The sequence below is a fragment of the Bradyrhizobium sp. YCK136 genome (genome assembly GCF_044570075.1).
In the GTDB taxonomy this organism is placed as follows: Bacteria; Pseudomonadota; Alphaproteobacteria; order Rhizobiales; family Xanthobacteraceae; genus Bradyrhizobium; species Bradyrhizobium diazoefficiens.
Window position 1 is genome coordinate 3,858,653 of the sequence record NZ_CP172424.1, and the last position, 15,997, is coordinate 3,874,649.

Annotated in this window: 17 protein-coding genes; 8 read left to right on the forward strand and 9 right to left on the reverse strand. The window is 64.9% G+C overall.

Annotation, left to right across the window (positions count from 1 at the left end; genetic code table 11):
* Window positions 1-94 precede the first annotated feature (94 nt).
* A complete protein-coding gene (locus ACFLEY_RS18390) occupies window positions 95-955 on the forward strand; it encodes an alpha/beta fold hydrolase (protein ID WP_060912531.1) in 861 nt (286 codons plus the stop codon).
* A 119-nt stretch (window positions 956-1,074) separates the two neighbouring features.
* Window positions 1,075-1,824, forward strand: coding sequence for a hypothetical protein (locus tag ACFLEY_RS18395; RefSeq protein ID WP_011087917.1), 750 nt, complete (start codon window positions 1,075-1,077; stop codon window positions 1,822-1,824).
* A 4-nt stretch (window positions 1,825-1,828) separates the two neighbouring features.
* Here the strand turns inward: ACFLEY_RS18395 and tehA are convergent, their stop codons facing one another.
* Entirely contained in the window at window positions 1,829-2,821 is a 993-nt protein-coding gene (tehA, locus tag ACFLEY_RS18400; RefSeq protein ID WP_060912530.1) for a dicarboxylate transporter/tellurite-resistance protein TehA, read from the reverse strand.
* A gap of 119 nt (window positions 2,822-2,940) precedes the next feature.
* Between tehA and ACFLEY_RS18405 the strand changes: the two genes are divergently transcribed.
* Window positions 2,941-3,666 (forward strand): DnaJ domain-containing protein, encoded by a 726-nt coding sequence (locus ACFLEY_RS18405; RefSeq protein ID WP_011087915.1) that lies wholly within the window; start codon window positions 2,941-2,943, stop codon window positions 3,664-3,666.
* A gap of 220 nt (window positions 3,667-3,886) precedes the next feature.
* On the opposite strand, the gene ACFLEY_RS18410 is transcribed toward ACFLEY_RS18405, so the two are convergent.
* Window positions 3,887-5,722, reverse strand: a complete 1,836-nt coding sequence (locus ACFLEY_RS18410; RefSeq protein WP_211433834.1) for a D-alanyl-D-alanine carboxypeptidase — start codon at window positions 5,720-5,722, stop codon at window positions 3,887-3,889.
* A gap of 389 nt (window positions 5,723-6,111) precedes the next feature.
* On the opposite strand from ACFLEY_RS18410, the gene ACFLEY_RS18415 reads away from it, so the two are divergent.
* From ACFLEY_RS18415 to clpA, 4 genes are all read left to right on the forward strand, one after another.
* Window positions 6,112-6,450, forward strand: coding sequence for a phasin family protein (locus tag ACFLEY_RS18415; protein ID WP_011087913.1), 339 nt, complete (start codon window positions 6,112-6,114; stop codon window positions 6,448-6,450).
* Window positions 6,451-6,645: 195 nt separating this feature from the next.
* The gene (locus ACFLEY_RS18420; RefSeq protein ID WP_129557636.1) at window positions 6,646-6,969 is read left to right on the forward strand and encodes a hypothetical protein; all 324 of its coding nucleotides are present in this window, start codon (window positions 6,646-6,648) and stop codon (window positions 6,967-6,969) included.
* Between the two features lie 286 nt (window positions 6,970-7,255).
* A complete protein-coding gene (clpS, locus tag ACFLEY_RS18425; protein ID WP_027548135.1) occupies window positions 7,256-7,588 on the forward strand; it encodes an ATP-dependent Clp protease adapter ClpS in 333 nt (110 codons plus the stop codon).
* A 293-nt stretch (window positions 7,589-7,881) separates the two neighbouring features.
* Window positions 7,882-10,290 carry an ATP-dependent Clp protease ATP-binding subunit ClpA gene (clpA, locus tag ACFLEY_RS18430; protein ID WP_011087911.1) on the forward strand — a complete coding sequence of 803 codons (2,409 nt, stop codon included), beginning with the start codon at window positions 7,882-7,884 and terminating at the stop codon, window positions 10,288-10,290.
* A gap of 70 nt (window positions 10,291-10,360) precedes the next feature.
* Here the strand turns inward: clpA and ACFLEY_RS18435 are convergent, their stop codons facing one another.
* From ACFLEY_RS18435 to ACFLEY_RS18465, 7 genes are all read right to left on the reverse strand, one after another.
* Entirely contained in the window at window positions 10,361-10,819 is a 459-nt protein-coding gene (locus ACFLEY_RS18435; RefSeq protein ID WP_028171539.1) for a PEGA domain-containing protein, read from the reverse strand.
* Between the two features lie 127 nt (window positions 10,820-10,946).
* A complete protein-coding gene (locus ACFLEY_RS18440) occupies window positions 10,947-12,368 on the reverse strand; it encodes an MFS transporter (protein ID WP_028171540.1) in 1,422 nt (473 codons plus the stop codon).
* Window positions 12,369-12,447: 79 nt separating this feature from the next.
* Entirely contained in the window at window positions 12,448-12,786 is a 339-nt protein-coding gene (locus tag ACFLEY_RS18445; RefSeq protein WP_060912528.1) for a c-type cytochrome, read from the reverse strand.
* Between the two features lie 251 nt (window positions 12,787-13,037).
* Window positions 13,038-14,063, reverse strand: a complete 1,026-nt coding sequence (locus ACFLEY_RS18450) for an aldo/keto reductase (protein WP_060912527.1) — start codon at window positions 14,061-14,063, stop codon at window positions 13,038-13,040.
* 115 nt (window positions 14,064-14,178) lie between these two features.
* A complete protein-coding gene (locus tag ACFLEY_RS18455) occupies window positions 14,179-14,370 on the reverse strand; it encodes a hypothetical protein (protein ID WP_249163071.1) in 192 nt (63 codons plus the stop codon).
* 151 nt (window positions 14,371-14,521) lie between these two features.
* Window positions 14,522-15,160, reverse strand: a complete 639-nt coding sequence (locus ACFLEY_RS18460; protein WP_060913133.1) for an HAD family hydrolase — start codon at window positions 15,158-15,160, stop codon at window positions 14,522-14,524.
* Window positions 15,161-15,230: 70 nt separating this feature from the next.
* Window positions 15,231-15,554, reverse strand: coding sequence for a hypothetical protein (locus ACFLEY_RS18465; RefSeq protein WP_129557635.1), 324 nt, complete (start codon window positions 15,552-15,554; stop codon window positions 15,231-15,233).
* A 163-nt stretch (window positions 15,555-15,717) separates the two neighbouring features.
* Between ACFLEY_RS18465 and ACFLEY_RS18470 the strand changes: the two genes are divergently transcribed.
* Window positions 15,718-15,912 carry a hypothetical protein gene (locus ACFLEY_RS18470; protein ID WP_135177275.1) on the forward strand — a complete coding sequence of 65 codons (195 nt, stop codon included), beginning with the start codon at window positions 15,718-15,720 and terminating at the stop codon, window positions 15,910-15,912.
* Window positions 15,913-15,997: the final 85 nt, after the last annotated feature.

The window sequence follows — 15,997 nt, forward strand, 5'->3', positions numbered from 1 at the left end:
ATTAGCGAATAGGCGACCAGGGGCCGAAGAGCCCCGGAAGAACACGATTTTCAACAGGGATTCAGGCCGCAAGAGCCTGAGGCTGAGGACGAAAATGAAGCGTGGAATTGCCGTTCTGGTTTCGGTCAGTGCCCTCTGCGGCATCGCCTATTTCACGGCGAGCAAGTGGGCCATCAGGCACGAGACCATCACCTTCTACGACGCTTCGCGCGACAACCGTCCCGTGCCCGTCGATATCGCGATCCGTCGCGACAAGGAAATGCAGGCCAATGCCGGCATGATCACGATGCCTGTCGCCGTGATCAACCATGGCAATACCGTCAAGAACACCGAGTACGGCTTCCTTGCTAACATTTTCGCTGCGCGCGGCTACCTCGTCGTGAGCCCGCAGCATGATTTGCCGACCGATCCTCCGATGGTGACCAAGCCCGGCGAGCTCTATGTCGGCCGGTTGCCGCAGATCCTGCGCGGCGTGGCCAATATCCACCTGGCGATGCAGGAGATGAAGAAGGTTCAGCCCAACGCCGACTACGAGAAGGTGACGATGGTCGGCCACTCCATGGGCGGCGACATCACGATGTACTTCGCCAAGCAGTATCCGGATGAGGTCAAGAAGGTCGTTACGTTGGACAATCTGCGCGTGCCGTTCGTGACCGCCGGCAAGTTCAAGATCCTGTCGTTCCGCTCCGCCGATCCGCAGTTCAAGACCGATGCGGGCGTGATCCCGAGCGACGAGGAATGCGAGAAGGCCGGCATCCAGGTCGTGAAGACCGAATTCCAGCACAACGACATGCGCGACACCGGTCCGGATGTGGCCAAGAACTCGATCCAAGGCATGCTCGACAAATTCCTGAGCGCGACTGACAGCGAGGTAGGGCCGGTCGATACGCAATCGTCTCCACCCAAGATTCTCGAGCCCGGTCCGGTCGCTCTGATGGCGCCTGCCAAGAGCTGACGTTTCATCATAGTCAGAAACGACTTTCAAAGCCTCCGCCGGCGCTCGCCCGCGGAGGCTTTGCACATTGACCGGGCTGCACCCGCTAACCACATTAGCCGTTCACGCAGGGCCAAGGGATGTCGGGCGAACCCATCAAACCGCGCGGCCGCGATGCCGTCTCGCCGCAAGCAGGCGGCGCGGTGCCGCAGGCCGGGACGTCGACCTCGGACGATATCGCCGCCTTTGTCGCCAAGGCGCGTGCGCTGTCACCGCATGCTCCCGGCGCGAAAGGCCGGCTGATCTTCGCGCTGGATGCGACGATGAGCCGGCAGCCGACCTGGGACATGGCCTGCGCGCTCCAGGCCGACATGTTTCGCGAGACCGCGGCGCTCGGCAGTCTCGACATCCGGCTGGTCTACTATCGCGGCTTCAACGAGTGCCGTGCCACGGGGTGGATCTCCGACAGCGCCAGGCTCGCAACGCTGATGAGCAAGATCGATTGCCGCGGCGGCGACACCCAGATCGGCAAGGTGCTGAGCGAGGCGCGGCGCGAGGCGGTCGCATCGGGCGTGCGGGCCGTGGTCTTCGTCGGCGATGCGATGGAGGAGAAGGTTGACGAGCTCTGCGCCAAGGCCGGCGAACTCGGCATGCTCAAGGTGCCCGTCTTCGTGTTTCAGGAAGGCCATGACCCGGTGGCCGAGCAGGCGTTTCGCGAGATCGCGCGCCTGACCGGCGGCGCCTGGTGCCGTTTCGATCCCGGCGCTGCGGCACAGCTGCGCGAGCTGTTGCGGGCGGCCGCGGCCTATGCCGCCGGCGGGCGCGAGGCGCTGCTGAAATTGGCCAAGAGCGCGAGCGGTGCGGCCCAGTTGATCGGCCAGATGAAGTAGCAGGTTACGCTGGCGCGGCTTGCGTTGGCGGCGGCGCTGCGACCGGCGGCAGCAGGCGTCCCTGCAGGATCAGGCGCAGCGTGCCCAGCCCGATCAATCCGACCACGATGTTGGCGGCTCCGAACAGCCATGGCGCGAGCAGCGCGATCGCACCGGTGTCGCCGTGGCCGGCCATGCGGATCGGTGCGATCGCAAGCGCGGTGGCGCCGAAGGTGAAGCCCCAATACGACACCGAGAACGGCTGCTCCATGATCCACGGCAGCAGGCGAAGCAGCAGCAGCGCCATCATCAGTCCGTAGCCGACGAGGACATGCGCGACCATGTCGGGCACGCCGCCATTGATCGCGAGATAGGCGACGGCACCGACCGCGGGCGGCGCCAGCTGGATGCCGAGCGTCGGCCGCAGTGCGACTGGAAGTGTCGCGACCGTGTAGAGCCGATGCAGCAGCACGGATTCAATCGCGAGCCAGGAAAACAGCGCGATGCCGAAGGCAAGCTGTCCCCAATCGGGGTAGCCGAGCACCGAAGAAACGGCCGCGGTGACGAAGCCGCCGGCAACGGTCGGCAGATACAGGACCGGTGTCGTCGCGGTGAGATCGCGATTGCCGCGCCACAACAACCCCGTCCGCCACAGCGCGAAGCCGAGCGTGAACGCCGCGCCAAGGCCGAACAGGATTTCGGCGGCAAGGTGCGAGTAGGGCTCCGCCGCGATCGCGATCAGCATGGTGGAGACGCCGGCGAGACCAATAAAGCAGCATTGTACCGGATGATGGGCTTCACTGAGCGACTCGGCGCGCGCGAGGATCCAGCGCAGGATGAAGAGAACGAGCAGCAGCGCCCAGACGATGGAGGCGAGGGCGAGCAGGATCTCGCCGACGATCGCCGGCAAATGCCAGACCTGATGCGCGGCGCGCCAGGCATTGCCGAGGCCGGCAAGGCCAAGCACGATGCCGAAGAAGGCGGCCGGCACGATCGGCGGCTTGAATCCGCTACGCATTGTCTCCCTCAATCGTCGCGCCGGACTATCGGGCAAGCCAGCGTTCCATGTCATCTGCCAATTGCCGACGGGCGAAAGGACGCCATGCTTTTTGACAACAGGGCGCCTATATTCCGGACATGACCCTGATCGCCGGCGCTGTCGCCGTTATCACGCTGTATCTGCTGCTTCAGATGTTCCGCGCCGCCAATCCGGCGGTGCTGGCGCGCACCATCAAGTTCGGCGGCGGCGTGGTGGCGCTGGCGGTTGCGGCCTTCACGGGCTTGCGGGGCGAGCTTGCGGTCGCGATCCCGCTCGGGATTTTCGGCGCCGGGCTGCTCGGCTGGACGCCGTTGACGAACGCCGGCTTCGGCAATATCGGCGGGCTGTTCGGTGGCGGTGCGGCGCCCGCGCCCGGGCAGGCCTCGCGCGTGCGCTCGCAATTCCTCGACATGCGGCTCGACCACGATTCCGGCCGGCTCGGAGGCCAGATCGTTGCCGGGCCTCACGCCGGGCGCGATCTCGACGAGTTCGATCTCGCCGGCCTGCTGGCGATGGTCCCGGCGTTCGACGCCGAGAGCGTGGCCTTACTTGAAAGCTATCTGGACCGCAGGTTTCCCGCCTGGCGTCAGAACGCGCAGGGCGATGCGGCAGGGGGGCAGCGCCGCACGGCGGCGAGCGGCAAAATGACGACGGAGGAGGCCTATCAGATCCTTGGCTTGCAGCCGGGAGCGGGGCGCGACGACATCAGCCGGGCCCACAAGTCCCTGATGAAGAAACTCCATCCCGACCAGGGGGGCTCGACGTATCTCGCTGCCCGGGTAAACGAGGCCAAGGATACTCTGCTTCGCACGCATAACGGCTAACTCCGGCACTACGCTACAAACGCCCGTACCGCGTGATCTCCGTTGGCTCTGTCTGTCGTCGCCCCGATGCCCGCCATTTCGGCGTGGCCGATCTCTTGAGTAAAAATTTAACCGTAAAACGTTGACGAGAGGTTGTCGCGGAACCGACTTTGGCTGGCCGCATGCCGAAAACAAAAATGCCCGCGCAAGGCGCGGGCATTTTTCGGAGCGGTGCGGGAGATCAGTTGCGGACGGTGATGCAGGAGATGTCGGCGCGCTTCAGGGCGCGGCAGACGGCTTCGGCCTGATCCCGCTCGAGCCCGGCGAAGCGGGCGCGGTAGAGCTTGCGATTGTCCTTGGCGACGACCGGCTCGGTGAACGGATCGGCCTTGCTGAGCAGGCCGCGGGCCGAGCTGCGCGCGGCGTCGATGCGCTGCTGGGCTTCGTTCTCGCTCTCGAGCGCGCCGACCTGGACGATCCAGCCGCTGTGCGTGACGACCGGCTTGGTGGTGGCGCTCATCTGGATCGGCTGCGGCGCCGGGTCGGCGGAGGCGAGCTTCGGAGCGACCGGGGCGGGCGCGGCGGCGGTCGCAGCCGGCAGCACCCCGAGGACGCCGTTGCCGGTGCCGAAGCCGGCCGGCTGGCGTGGCAGTTCGGTGCGGGCGACTTCCGCCTTCGGCGCTTCCGGTTGGCTCTGGATCTCGGGCTTGTTGATCAGATCGGCCCGGGCGACGACGGCGCCGGAGGTTTCCGCGACGTCGGAGCGGGAGGCAACCGTGTTGGTAATCTGCGGCGCGACCTGCGACGGGGCGGCGGAGGCGACCTTCACGGTGCCGGCCTTGACCTGCACCGTCTTGACCCGGACCGGCTTCATCGGTTCGGACGAGCCCGGGATGATCGAGAGCGGCTGGCTGGAGATCACGCCATTGGTGAGCGGCGCGGGCTCGATCTTGGATTCAGTCGGCCGAGCTTCAGGCTTGGGCTGAGCGGGTGGCATTGCGGCGGTGGCGGCCGCAAGCGTGGACAGGCGCGAGGCGAGACGCGACGGGGCTGCTTCGGGAGCAGGGGCGGCCGCGGCCTGGACCTGCGGAGCGGTGCGGGCCGGGGTATCCGACGCATCGGCGACCTCGGTAGCGGCGTCAGCGCCGCTACGCTCGGTAACCGCGGCGACGGTGTGGCTGGTCGCGCCCTTGTCGAGGTTCTCCGCGAGCAGGTTGCGCATGATGGCGTCGCGCGAACCGCCGCTGCGGCCGCCCAGCACCACGCCGATCAGGTGGCGGTTGCCGCGGCGCATCGAGGTCACGAGGTTGAAGCCGGAGGCGCGGGTGTAGCCGGTCTTGATGCCGTCCACGCCCTCGACGCTGCCGAGCAGGTGGTTATGGTTCCGGATCGACTGGCCGCGCCAGTTGAACGTCGAGGTCGCGAAATAGCGGTAGTAGCGCGGGAAGCGCTCCTGGATGGCGCGGCCGAGCGTGGCCTGATCGCGCGCGGTCGTGACCTGCTCGTCGTTGGGAAGGCCGTTGGCGTTCCGGTAGACCGTCTTGGACATGCCGAGCGAACGCGCCTTGCGCGTCATCATCTGGGCGAAGTCGTCCTCGTCGCCGGCGATCGCTTCCGCGATCACCACGGCTGCGTCGTTGGCGGAGCGGGTGACGAGACCCTTGATCGCGTCCTCGACACGGATGGTCTGACCGGCACGCAGGTTCAGCTTGGTCGGATCCTGATCGGCGGCGTGCTGCGACACCGGCATCTCGGTGTCGAGCTTCATCTTGCCGGACTCGAGACGCTCGAACAGCAGATAGAGCGTCATGATCTTGGTCAGCGACGCCGGATGGCGAATCCCGTCGGGGCTCGTTGCCTGGAGCACGGAGCCGGAATTGCCGTCGACGATGATCGACGCGAATTTCGGGCTGGAGCTCTCGGACACGTCGCGCTGCACCCGGTGGTGCGCGTAGTGGCGGCGGTGACGCCGCGCCTCGGCGGCATCGGTGGTGAAGATGACCGCGGTGGTGACCGTAAGAAGCCCGAAAACCCCGACCCGCGCCAAGCGCGAGGAAGACAAGTTTTTACGAAGCATGAAACCCCGTCCCCGTTTCTGACTTGATCACCGGCCCGTGAGGCGAAATTGTGCCCAATGGACCCGGGATCATTACCTGCCCAGGCTGCCCCTCCGCTGGTGTTCGCCGCGGGGGACGTTGGACCTGAGCCGCTATTCTGGCTAAGGTGATGTTCTCAAACGGCTTTTGACCGCTTGCGGAAGCTGAACACGTCCAGGGAATCAAGGTAGGGGTCCGCGGTTTCCAAAAGCTTAAGGAACCCTTGCGGGAAACCCCGGGAATCTCTTCGGTTTGGATCTAGTTTTTGTGCGACGCACAAGATTCTTGACTTTTTTGTGCGTTGCACTACTTGTGGGCAGAGTCAGGGAGCCGGGGCTTCCCGACGCGAGCCAGGGAAAAGGATTCCGAAATGTTCAAGGTTGAAGACTTTCAGAGCTACGGGAAAGAGCAGTTCGAGCAGTGCGTCGCCTCCGCGACCTCGGTGCAGCACGGCCTCCAGGCAATCGCCAGCGCCTACGGCGACTACACCAAGAAGTCGTTCGAAGACACCAAGTCCTTCGTCGAGAAGCTTTCCGGCGTGAAGTCGCTGGACAAGGCGATGGAAGCCCAGACCGACTTCGCCCGTTCCGCCTACGAGACCTTCGTCGCGGAATCGCAGAAGATTGCCGGCCTCTACAGCGACCTCGCCAAGCAGGCGTTCAAGCCGGTCGAGACCATCGTGTCGAAGTTCACCCCGGCCGCCAACTAACTTTTCCCGGACATCCTGGAAGCAAGAAGCCCGGCTGAACCAGCCGGGCTTTTTTGTTGTCGCGACCGATCCGTGCCAGAGCGCGGTCGGGTTCGCCGGCGTGACCAAGCAGAATTTGCCGGTGCTGCTCGCGCGATATTGCAGCACGCTTGGGGGCAGGGCGCTGCCGGTGTTCGCCTGCATGGTGTGGATCGGATGCTCACCCGCTCCATGCGCACAGCACGAATGAACAGCGCGTTGAATTGGGTCCGCGCCTTGCTGCTGATCTGCGAGGTGATGATGGTGCCGGACGCGTCGAGCGATGCGGCTGACACAGGGCAGGGCGGACGAAGCACGGCCATCCTCGAAATTTGCGATTTTGCCCGATTTGGCGCCACGCGATTGAACAGCATCTACCGTAGAAAACCGGAGACGATCCCGCGCGAAACCGTCGCAGTCGCGTTAACGGCTAGGTTCCTGGTCAACCTGTTCTGGACCGGCGCGGCGGAAATTTTTGTCAAACCGGTCCGGATTGATTAACCTTGGTCAGGATCGCCCGGATCGGGAATCGGGCCCGCCATAGCCGGACTTTTGCACGCTTGCGGCGAGGCGGGGGCAAGCCCATATTCCTGCAATCGATCTGGTTTGGACCGGACCGGTTGGAAGCGGCGATCCAAAAGCGCGGTGCGCCAGTGCGAAGCTCCGAAAGGCGGGGCCGCGCGGCGGGCCGTCATACGCTTCCGTGGGGAATTTGAACGCCTGAGCCATGTCGCAATTGACTTCCAGCCTTGACCTGTCTGCGGCCGCCGCCGCCCGCGCTCCCCGGATGAGCAACGACGAGAACCGTTCCGGCAGCCCGACGGGTCCGAACACCTCCGTCATCACCAAGGTCAAGCCGAAGACCAAGCGGCCGAACCTGTATCGCGTTCTGATCCTGAACGACGACTACACGCCGATGGAGTTCGTGGTCCACGTGCTGGAGAAGTTCTTCCAGAAGGACGTCGAGGCGGCGACCAAGATCATGCTGCACGTCCATCATCACGGTATCGGCGAGTGTGGCGTGTTCACCTACGAGATCGCCGAAACCAAGGTGACGCAGGTGATGGACTTCGCCCGCAAGCACCAGCATCCGCTGCAATGCGTGATGGAAAAGAAATAAGTCACCCCACGGCGCGTTCGTAGCCGGCTCTTGCTTGTGTATGTCGCAGTGTGATCGCCGCGTGATGCCTGCGCGCGATCTCCATCGCAGCCGGCAAAACTACGGAATTCTGCACCGGCGCCGATCCCGCCCAAATCGGAACGGGTTTTGCATCGAAAAATACCGCAGGTGGCTAGCTGCCGAGTCGCGGAACCGGTCTTTCGCCGCGGTCTTGTATAACTATATGTGACAAAGGTTGTTGTTGCCTGACCGGGCGAGGACGATCATGATGGTGGGGGCCATAGAGGACGCGAATGCCGACTTTTTCTCAAAGCCTTGAACAATCCCTGCATCGTGCGCTGGCGATCGCAAACGAGCGTCATCACCAATACGCGACGCTCGAGCATCTCTTGCTCTCCCTGATCGACGACTCCGATGCAGCCGCCGTCATGCGCGCCTGTAGCGTCGATCTCGACAAGCTCCGCACGAGCCTCGTCAACTATCTTGAGACCGAATTCGAGAACCTGGTGACGGATGGCGCCGACGATGCCAAGCCGACCGCCGGTTTCCAGCGCGTGATCCAGCGCGCGGTGATCCACGTGCAATCCTCCGGTCGCGAAGAGGTGACCGGTGCCAACGTGCTGATCGCGATCTTCGCCGAGCGCGAGAGCCACGCCGCATACTTCCTGCAAGAGCAGGACATGACGCGCTACGACGCCGTCAACTACATCAGCCATGGCATCGCCAAGCGGCCGGGCGTCTCCGAGGCCCGCCCCGTGCGCGGCGTCGACGAGGAGACCGAGACCAAGGGCAGCGACGACGCCAAGAAGAAGGGCGAAGCGCTCGAGACCTATTGCGTCAACCTCAACAAGAAGGCGCGCGACGGCAAGATCGATCCGGTGATCGGACGCAATTCCGAGATCAACCGCGCGATCCAGGTGCTGTGCCGCCGGCAGAAGAACAACCCGCTGTTCGTGGGCGAAGCCGGCGTCGGCAAGACCGCGATCGCGGAGGGCCTCGCCAAGCGCATCGTCGACAGCGAGGTGCCGGAGGTGCTGGCGGCTGCCACCGTGTTCTCGCTGGACATGGGCACGCTGCTTGCGGGCACGCGCTATCGCGGCGACTTCGAGGAGCGCCTGAAGCAGGTGCTGAAGGAGCTCGAGGCGCATCCCAACGCCATCCTGTTCATCGACGAGATCCACACCGTGATCGGTGCGGGCGCGACGTCGGGCGGGGCGATGGATGCCTCGAACCTGCTCAAGCCGGCGCTTGCCTCGGGCACGATCCGTTGCATGGGCTCGACCACCTACAAGGAATACCGCCAGCACTTCGAGAAGGACCGCGCGCTGGTGCGGCGCTTCCAGAAGATCGACATCAACGAGCCGACGGTGGAGGACGCGATCGCGATCCTCAAGGGCCTCAAGCCGTATTTCGAGGACTACCACCGGCTGAAGTACACCAATGAGGCGATCGAGGCTGCGGTGCAGCTCTCCTCGCGCTACATCCACGACCGCAAGCTGCCCGACAAGGCGATCGACGTGATCGACGAATCCGGTGCGGCGCAGATGCTGGTCGCCGAGAACAAGCGCAAGAAGACCATCGGCATCAAGGAGATCGAAACCACGATCGCCTCGATGGCGCGGATCCCGCCCAAGAGCGTGTCGAAGGACGATGCCGAGGTGCTCAAGCATCTCGAGCAGACGCTGAAGCGCACCGTGTTCGGCCAGGACAAGGCGATCGAGTCGCTCGCCGCTTCGATCAAGCTGGCGCGTGCCGGCCTGCGCGAGCCGGAGAAGCCGATCGGCTGCTACCTGTTCTCCGGGCCCACCGGCGTCGGCAAGACCGAGGTCGCAAAGCAGCTCGCGGCGTCGCTCGGCGTCGAGCTGCTGCGCTTCGACATGTCCGAATACATGGAGCGGCATACCGTGTCGCGCCTGATCGGCGCGCCTCCGGGCTATGTCGGCTTCGACCAGGGCGGCCTGCTCACCGACGGCGTCGACCAGCATCCGCATTGCGTGGTGCTGCTCGACGAGATCGAGAAGGCACATCCCGACCTCTACAACGTGCTGCTCCAGATCATGGATCACGGCCGGCTCACCGACCACAACGGCAAGCAGGTCAATTTCCGCAACGTGATCCTCATCATGACCACGAATGCGGGTGCTTCGGATCTGGCCAAGCAGGCGTTTGGCTTCACCCGCTCGAAGCGGGAAGGCGACGACCACGAGGCGATCAACCGGCAGTTCGCGCCGGAATTCCGCAACCGCCTCGATGCCATCGTCTCGTTCAGCCATCTCAGCGTCGAGGTGATCGGCACGGTGGTCGAGAAGTTCGTGCTCCAGCTCGAGGCTCAGCTCGGCGACCGCGACGTCACCATCGAGCTGTCCGAGCCCGCCAAGGCCTGGCTGGTTCAGCACGGCTATGACGAGCAGATGGGCGCGCGGCCGATGGCCCGCGTGATCCAGGAGCACATCAAGAAGCCGCTGGCCGACGAGGTGCTGTTCGGCAAGCTCAAGAGCGGTGGCCACGTCCGCGTCGTCCTGGTCAAGGACGAGGCCGACGAGACCAAGGAGAAGATCGGCTTCGAGTTCGTCGAAGGCCCGGTCACGCCGAAGCAGGAAAAGTTGCCCGGCGCCCGCAAGCGCCCGCCGGGCAAGCCCAAGCCGGGCGGCCCCGGCGGCTCGAAGGGGCCGACCTCCAAGGGGCCGCTGGTCAAGGCTTGATCGGCGCGTGATGAAATCGAAAAGGCCGGCTGTTCAGCCGGCCTTTTTGTTTGTGTCGCAGTGCGGGGCTTTAAGTGCCGGTGTCAGGCGCGGGTGCCGCAGGCGGCCGCGGTTTCTTCGGCGCGGTTGGCCGTGCGCGGGCGGGAGCGGACGGCTGCATCGTGACGATGACCGGATTCGGCTTGTGATCGGTTGCCGCGCCCGTCGCGGCATCGACCCCCATGCCGACGACACCGCCCAGCAAGAGATTGCCGGCAAAGCCGGCGGCGCCGCCGGTCTGTATGTCGCGGCTGAGCGGGACGATCTGCGGCTCGTAGCCGTCCTTCTGGAAGGTGATGGAGATGTCGGCGTTCCGCTTGACGACCACGGAGCAGGGCGTCGTGCAGGTGGTCGGAACCTCCATTCCGCTGACGACGGCTTCAACGCCTGAAGGTGTCGATGAGATGCTGATATTCTCGGTCGTGCCGCGCGTGACAGACGCGCAGCCGCCCAGCATGACGCTGAGCGCCACAATTCCAATTGAACGCATGAAATGCCCCTTGTCCCGTCCGCAGTGAAGCGCAACCAGGGCGGGAGGGCAATACGTCATTGGTCCAGATAGTTAAGCCACGCACCGGTTGTGCGGAGAAGGGGGGCGAACCTGCGCGTGGGCCGGTCTATTCGCCGCGCAGGCGCTGGTCGTCCTGCACGCGGACTTGCTCGGCGCCGCGCGCGCCTGCGGGCGAGAGCCGCAGCATGCTCAGCACCGCGCCGCAGAGCGCAAATCCGACGCCAGCGAGGAGCGCGACTCGGGTTCCGTCAATTGGATAGAGGCCGAGGAACAGCGCCACCAGCGCCGCGCCCGTGGTCTGGCCGAGCAGCCGCGCCGTGCCCAGCATGCCGCTGGCGCCGCCGGCGCGCTCGCGCGGGGCGGCTGCGATCATGGTGCGGTTGTTGGGGGTCTGGAACAGGCCGAAGCCGGCGCCGGCCAGCGCCATCCGCCAGATCACGTCGAGCGGCGTTGGCGCGGCAGGCAGGAGGGCCAGCGCGCCGAGCCCGCAGGCGAACAGCGTGAGGCCGATGCCGCCGAGCAGGCCCGCCGGATAATGCTCGACCAGGCGGCCGGCGAGGGGGGCCGCGAAGGCGATCGCGATCGGCCACGGCGTGATCAAGAGGCCCATATGCACGGCGGAATAGCCGAAGCGGCTCTGGAGATAGAACGGGATCGCGACGAAGGCCAGCATCTGCCCGCAGAACGACGCGATCGAGGTCGCGATCGACAGTGCGAACACCGGGATGCGCAAGAGGTCGACCGGCAGCAGCGGCGAGGCCATGTGTGTCTCGCGGTAGATCAGCAGCGCACCGGCGACGAGAGCGATGGCGAACTGGACGAGGCAGGTGAGCGCGGCCTCGCCATGGCCGACGCTGTCGATCGCGGCAATGCCGACGCCGAAGGTGATCGCGGAGAGACCCGCGCTCTGCCAGTCGAAGGAATGGCTCGCGGGCTTGGTGTGCGGCAGGCTGCGCAGGCCGAGCACCAGCGTCACCGCGCCGAGCGGCACGTTGATGGCAAACAGCCAGGGCCAGCTTCCGACCGCGAGGATGCCGGCCGCGAGCGTCGGGCCGACCGCGGCCGAGCAAGCGACGACAAGAGCATTGAGCCCGATGCCGCGGCCGAGCAGACTGCGCGGATAGGTGAAGCGCACCAGCGCCGCGTTGACGCTCATGATGCCGGCCGCGCCAAAGCCCTGGACGATGCGTGCGACCGTCAGCAGCGGCAGCGTATGCGCCAGCGCGCAGAAGGCGGATGCGAGCGTGAACAGCACGAGCCCGACCAGATAGACGCGGCGATAGCCGACGATCTCGCCGAGCGAAGCCAGAGGCAGCAGCGAGATGGTGATCGCGAGCTGGTAGCCGTTGACGATCCAGATCGAGAAGGCCGGGCTCGCGTCGAGGTCGGCCGCGATCGTCGGCAGCGCGACGTTGGCGATGGCGCTGTCGACCACCGCCATGATGATGCCGAGCGCAATGGTCAGGATCGCCTGGTTGCGCTGGGGCTGCGGCAGGCCGTCGGCATGCACTGTTGGGGCGGACGACATGGTAATCGTGTTCGGTTGAGGCGCAGTTGCTCGTTCGCAACTTGATCCGACCCGGGATGGTTCCAGCCAAAGCCGATGGCTATTTCGGCTTCTGCGGCTCCTGAATCGCTCTGAGGTAGTTTACCACGGCCTCGGCGTCGTCGCGGCCGAATCGAAACGTCGGCATGAAGCGGTGAATGCTGCTGTAGCCGTCCTGAAGGCGCTGCATGAAATCGGGATCGTAGAGCTTGTTCTCGCCGAGGCGGCGAAACGGCGGCGCCACCTTGTTCGGGCTCGTGCCGGTCTTCCCGACCGCGTGACACCGCGAGCACATCCGCTGCAACAGTGCTTCAGCGTGCCGCTGCTCGAAGTCCATGGCTTGACTGCCGGTGCTCCATAGCACGACAACGGCCAGCAGGGCCGGCACGAACCTCTTCATCGAGCATTCCCCGTCATTCTCAGCGCGAGTTTGCCTTGCCCCAGACGTAGAGTGCGATCAAAACGATCGTTACCACTGTCGAGAAGATCAGAATGCGGCGATCCCAATCGATCCTCTCTCTCTCACCCTTTCTGAAAGTGAGGGCCGTAAACAGGGCCTTCATGGCAAATCGGCGCATCGGAAGCCTCGCGAGGACCGTACGATGCCACGGCCGACGCGAGCGGGCTTGATGCAGCTCAAGCCCGGGCGCGCTACACCGCCGGCGGATTGCGGTCGGTGAAGGTCGTGCGCTGGTGCCAGTAGGGATAGGGCAGCGTCACCTTGCTCGCAGCATCGAGCTTTGCGACCTGGTCCTTGGTCAACGACCAGCCGACCGCGCCGAGATTTTCGCGCAGCTGCGTCTCGTTGCGCGCGCCGATGATCAGCGTCGAGACCGTTGGACGCTGGAGCAGCCAGTTCAGCGCAATCTGCGAGACGCTCTTTCCCGTCTCCCTGGCGACCTCGTCGATCGCGTCGACCACACGATAGACGTGCTCGTCCGGCACGGGCGGGCCGAAATCGGCAGTCTTGGGCAGGCGGCTGACCTCGGGCTTCGGCTGCCCCCGGCGGATCTTTCCAGTGAGGCGTCCCCATCCGAGCGGCGACCAGACCACGGCGCCGATCCCTTGGTCGAGGCCGAGCGGCATCAGCTCCCACTCATAGTCGCGGCCGATCAATGAATAGTAGGTCTGATTGGCGACGTAGCGCGGGAAGCCGTGCTTGTCGGCGACGGAGAGCGACTTCATCAGGTGCCAGCCTGAAAAGTTCGAAACGCCGACATAGCGGATCTTGCCGGCGCGCACGAGCACGTCGAGGGTGGCGAGCACCTCTTCAGGCGGGGTGAAGGCGTCGAAGCCATGGAGCTGGAACAGGTCGATGTAGTCGGTGCCGAGCCGGGCGAGCGAGCCGTCGATGGCCGCGAGCAGATGCTGCCGTGACGAGCCGATATCGTTGGGCCCGTCGCCGAAGCGGAACGTCGCCTTGGTCGAGACCAAAACCTTGTCGCGGCGGCCCTTGATGGCTTCGCCGAGAACACGCTCGGACTCGCCGAGCGAATAGACGTCGGCGGTGTCGAACATCGACACGCCGGCCTCGAGACAGATATCGAGAAGGCGGCGGGCTTCGCTCGCGTCCGTGGTGCCCCACGCAGCGAGGCGGCCGACGCCGCCGAAGGTGCCGGTTCCAAGACTCAGAGCGGGCACCATGAGGCCTGACCGGCCCAAGCGTCGGTATTCCATCGATATGCTCCTCGGCTGGCCGCTGGTTGATCGATGCGGCCTTGGCGCCGAAGTTAGCGCAAGCGAGCGCCTTGTCCTATCGCGCAGTCACATACCGGCCTTGCTCGGGAACGCTCTAGTCGTGCCGAAGCATGTCGTCGAACGTGGCATCGACGACGCGCGGGCCGACGGTTTCCACTGAAGCCTGCGTCTTGATTGCTGCTGCGACAGAGGGCGTGCAGGCGAGCTCAACGGTGCGCGCCTGCCGCGGCAGGAGCGCAAGGCTCCAGCCCACCACGACCAGCGCCGCGAGCCGGATCGCGATCATGCCCAGCAACAGTTCGGATCCGCTTGTCGTGGCGTGAGTCCTCATGCGAGCCAGCCTGATGCAGGCTGCCAACCAAGACAATCTGGAATTGCCGAGCGCTGCCTTCGCTCAGGACGAAGGCTTGCGGTGATGGCTGGCCGGGATGGGCGTCCTACGCCAGGCAGTGGCCGAGCAAGTCCGGATGCGCGGCACAGATGTGATGTGCGCCGGCGTCCCGCAGCTCGGCCTCGCTGCCATAGCCATAGAGCACGCCGATCGCGGTCATGCCGTTGGTCCGGGCGCCGACCACGTCATGGCTGCGGTCGCCGATCATGATCGCACTGGTGGGATCGACCCTGGCCTCGTCGAGGGCGTGGCGGAGCAGGTCGCGCTTGTCGACGCGCGTGCCGTCGAGCTCGGAGCCGAACACGCGTTCGAAATAGGGCTTCAGGCCGAAATGATCGACGATACGCGTGGCGTAGACCGCGGGCTTGCTGGTGGCGACGAACATGCGCGGTGTTGTCGCGGCCAGCGTCGCCAAGGTGTCCGTGATGCCGGCATAGGCCTCGTTTTCGAACAGGCCGATATCGGCAAAGCGCTCACGATAGAGCAGCAGCGCCCGGTCGGCGAGCTCGTCGGTGCCCGTCAGCTTTTTCAGGCTGGCATGCAGCGGAGGCCCGATGCACCAGGTCAGCTTGTCCTCGCTCGGCACCGCGAGGTTCAAGCGCTCAAGCGCGTATTGGATCGAGCGGGTGATCCCAGGCTTCGGGTTGGTCAGGGTGCCGTCGAGATCGAAATAGATTGTCATCATCAATGCGGAACCGGCGTGGAGACTGCCGCCCGTTGCTAATTGGATCAGGCCTCAAGTCAAGACCCTTGCATCATGCCGTCTTGCGCATTCGACGATCAGAATGCAGCGCGACCAAGCTGAATAATGCCTGGCGGCGCTGAGCTTGTTCCGGACAATGCAATCTCCCGGTATGCGTCGGTCGGCACAGGCTGCGGAGAGGTTCAGGAAGGCGGCGCTCGCGGACAGATTTGGCGAGGAAACCAGGAGCAATCTCGGATCCGGCGCCGTCAGCCGTCTTGTTGCCGCGGCATTTCAGACAATTCGAAATGGTTGATCCGTCGAAATCGCGTTCGCTGATGTCGCGCCCCGTTATAAAGCTCGCTATTGGCGGGACGTAAGCGTAGAGTCGCGTCATCACCGCCCTTCCCACGGCTTCCATCGGTGACTGAGGGTCACGAGCGCTCCCGCCGAACGAGGAAGAGCGTGCATGCCTCGATTTCGTCTGGCCGACTGGATCGTGCCGCCAGTGATCGTCCCGATGTTTCTACTGCTTCTGGTGGCTGCGGCGGCTTTTCTGCGTGGATAGGACGCCACTGCAATATCTGGTGAGCGCGCGCGATCAAAGCGGCTACGTCAGCTTGGGTCGCACCACAACGGCTGCCGCTTTGAAGAAGGCGAGGGAGCTGTTGCAGGAAGGCTATCTCGACGTGCGGATATGCACACCGCAAGGCCGGATTCTGCTCTCCGATGAGTTCGACCAGTTCGAGGCATGAGGTGACGCCTGCGGTTCGTCACATGGCGCGCCCGGGTCCATCGCAAGAGAATGCCTCGTGTGAACGCCGCCCCCGAAAGGTATCT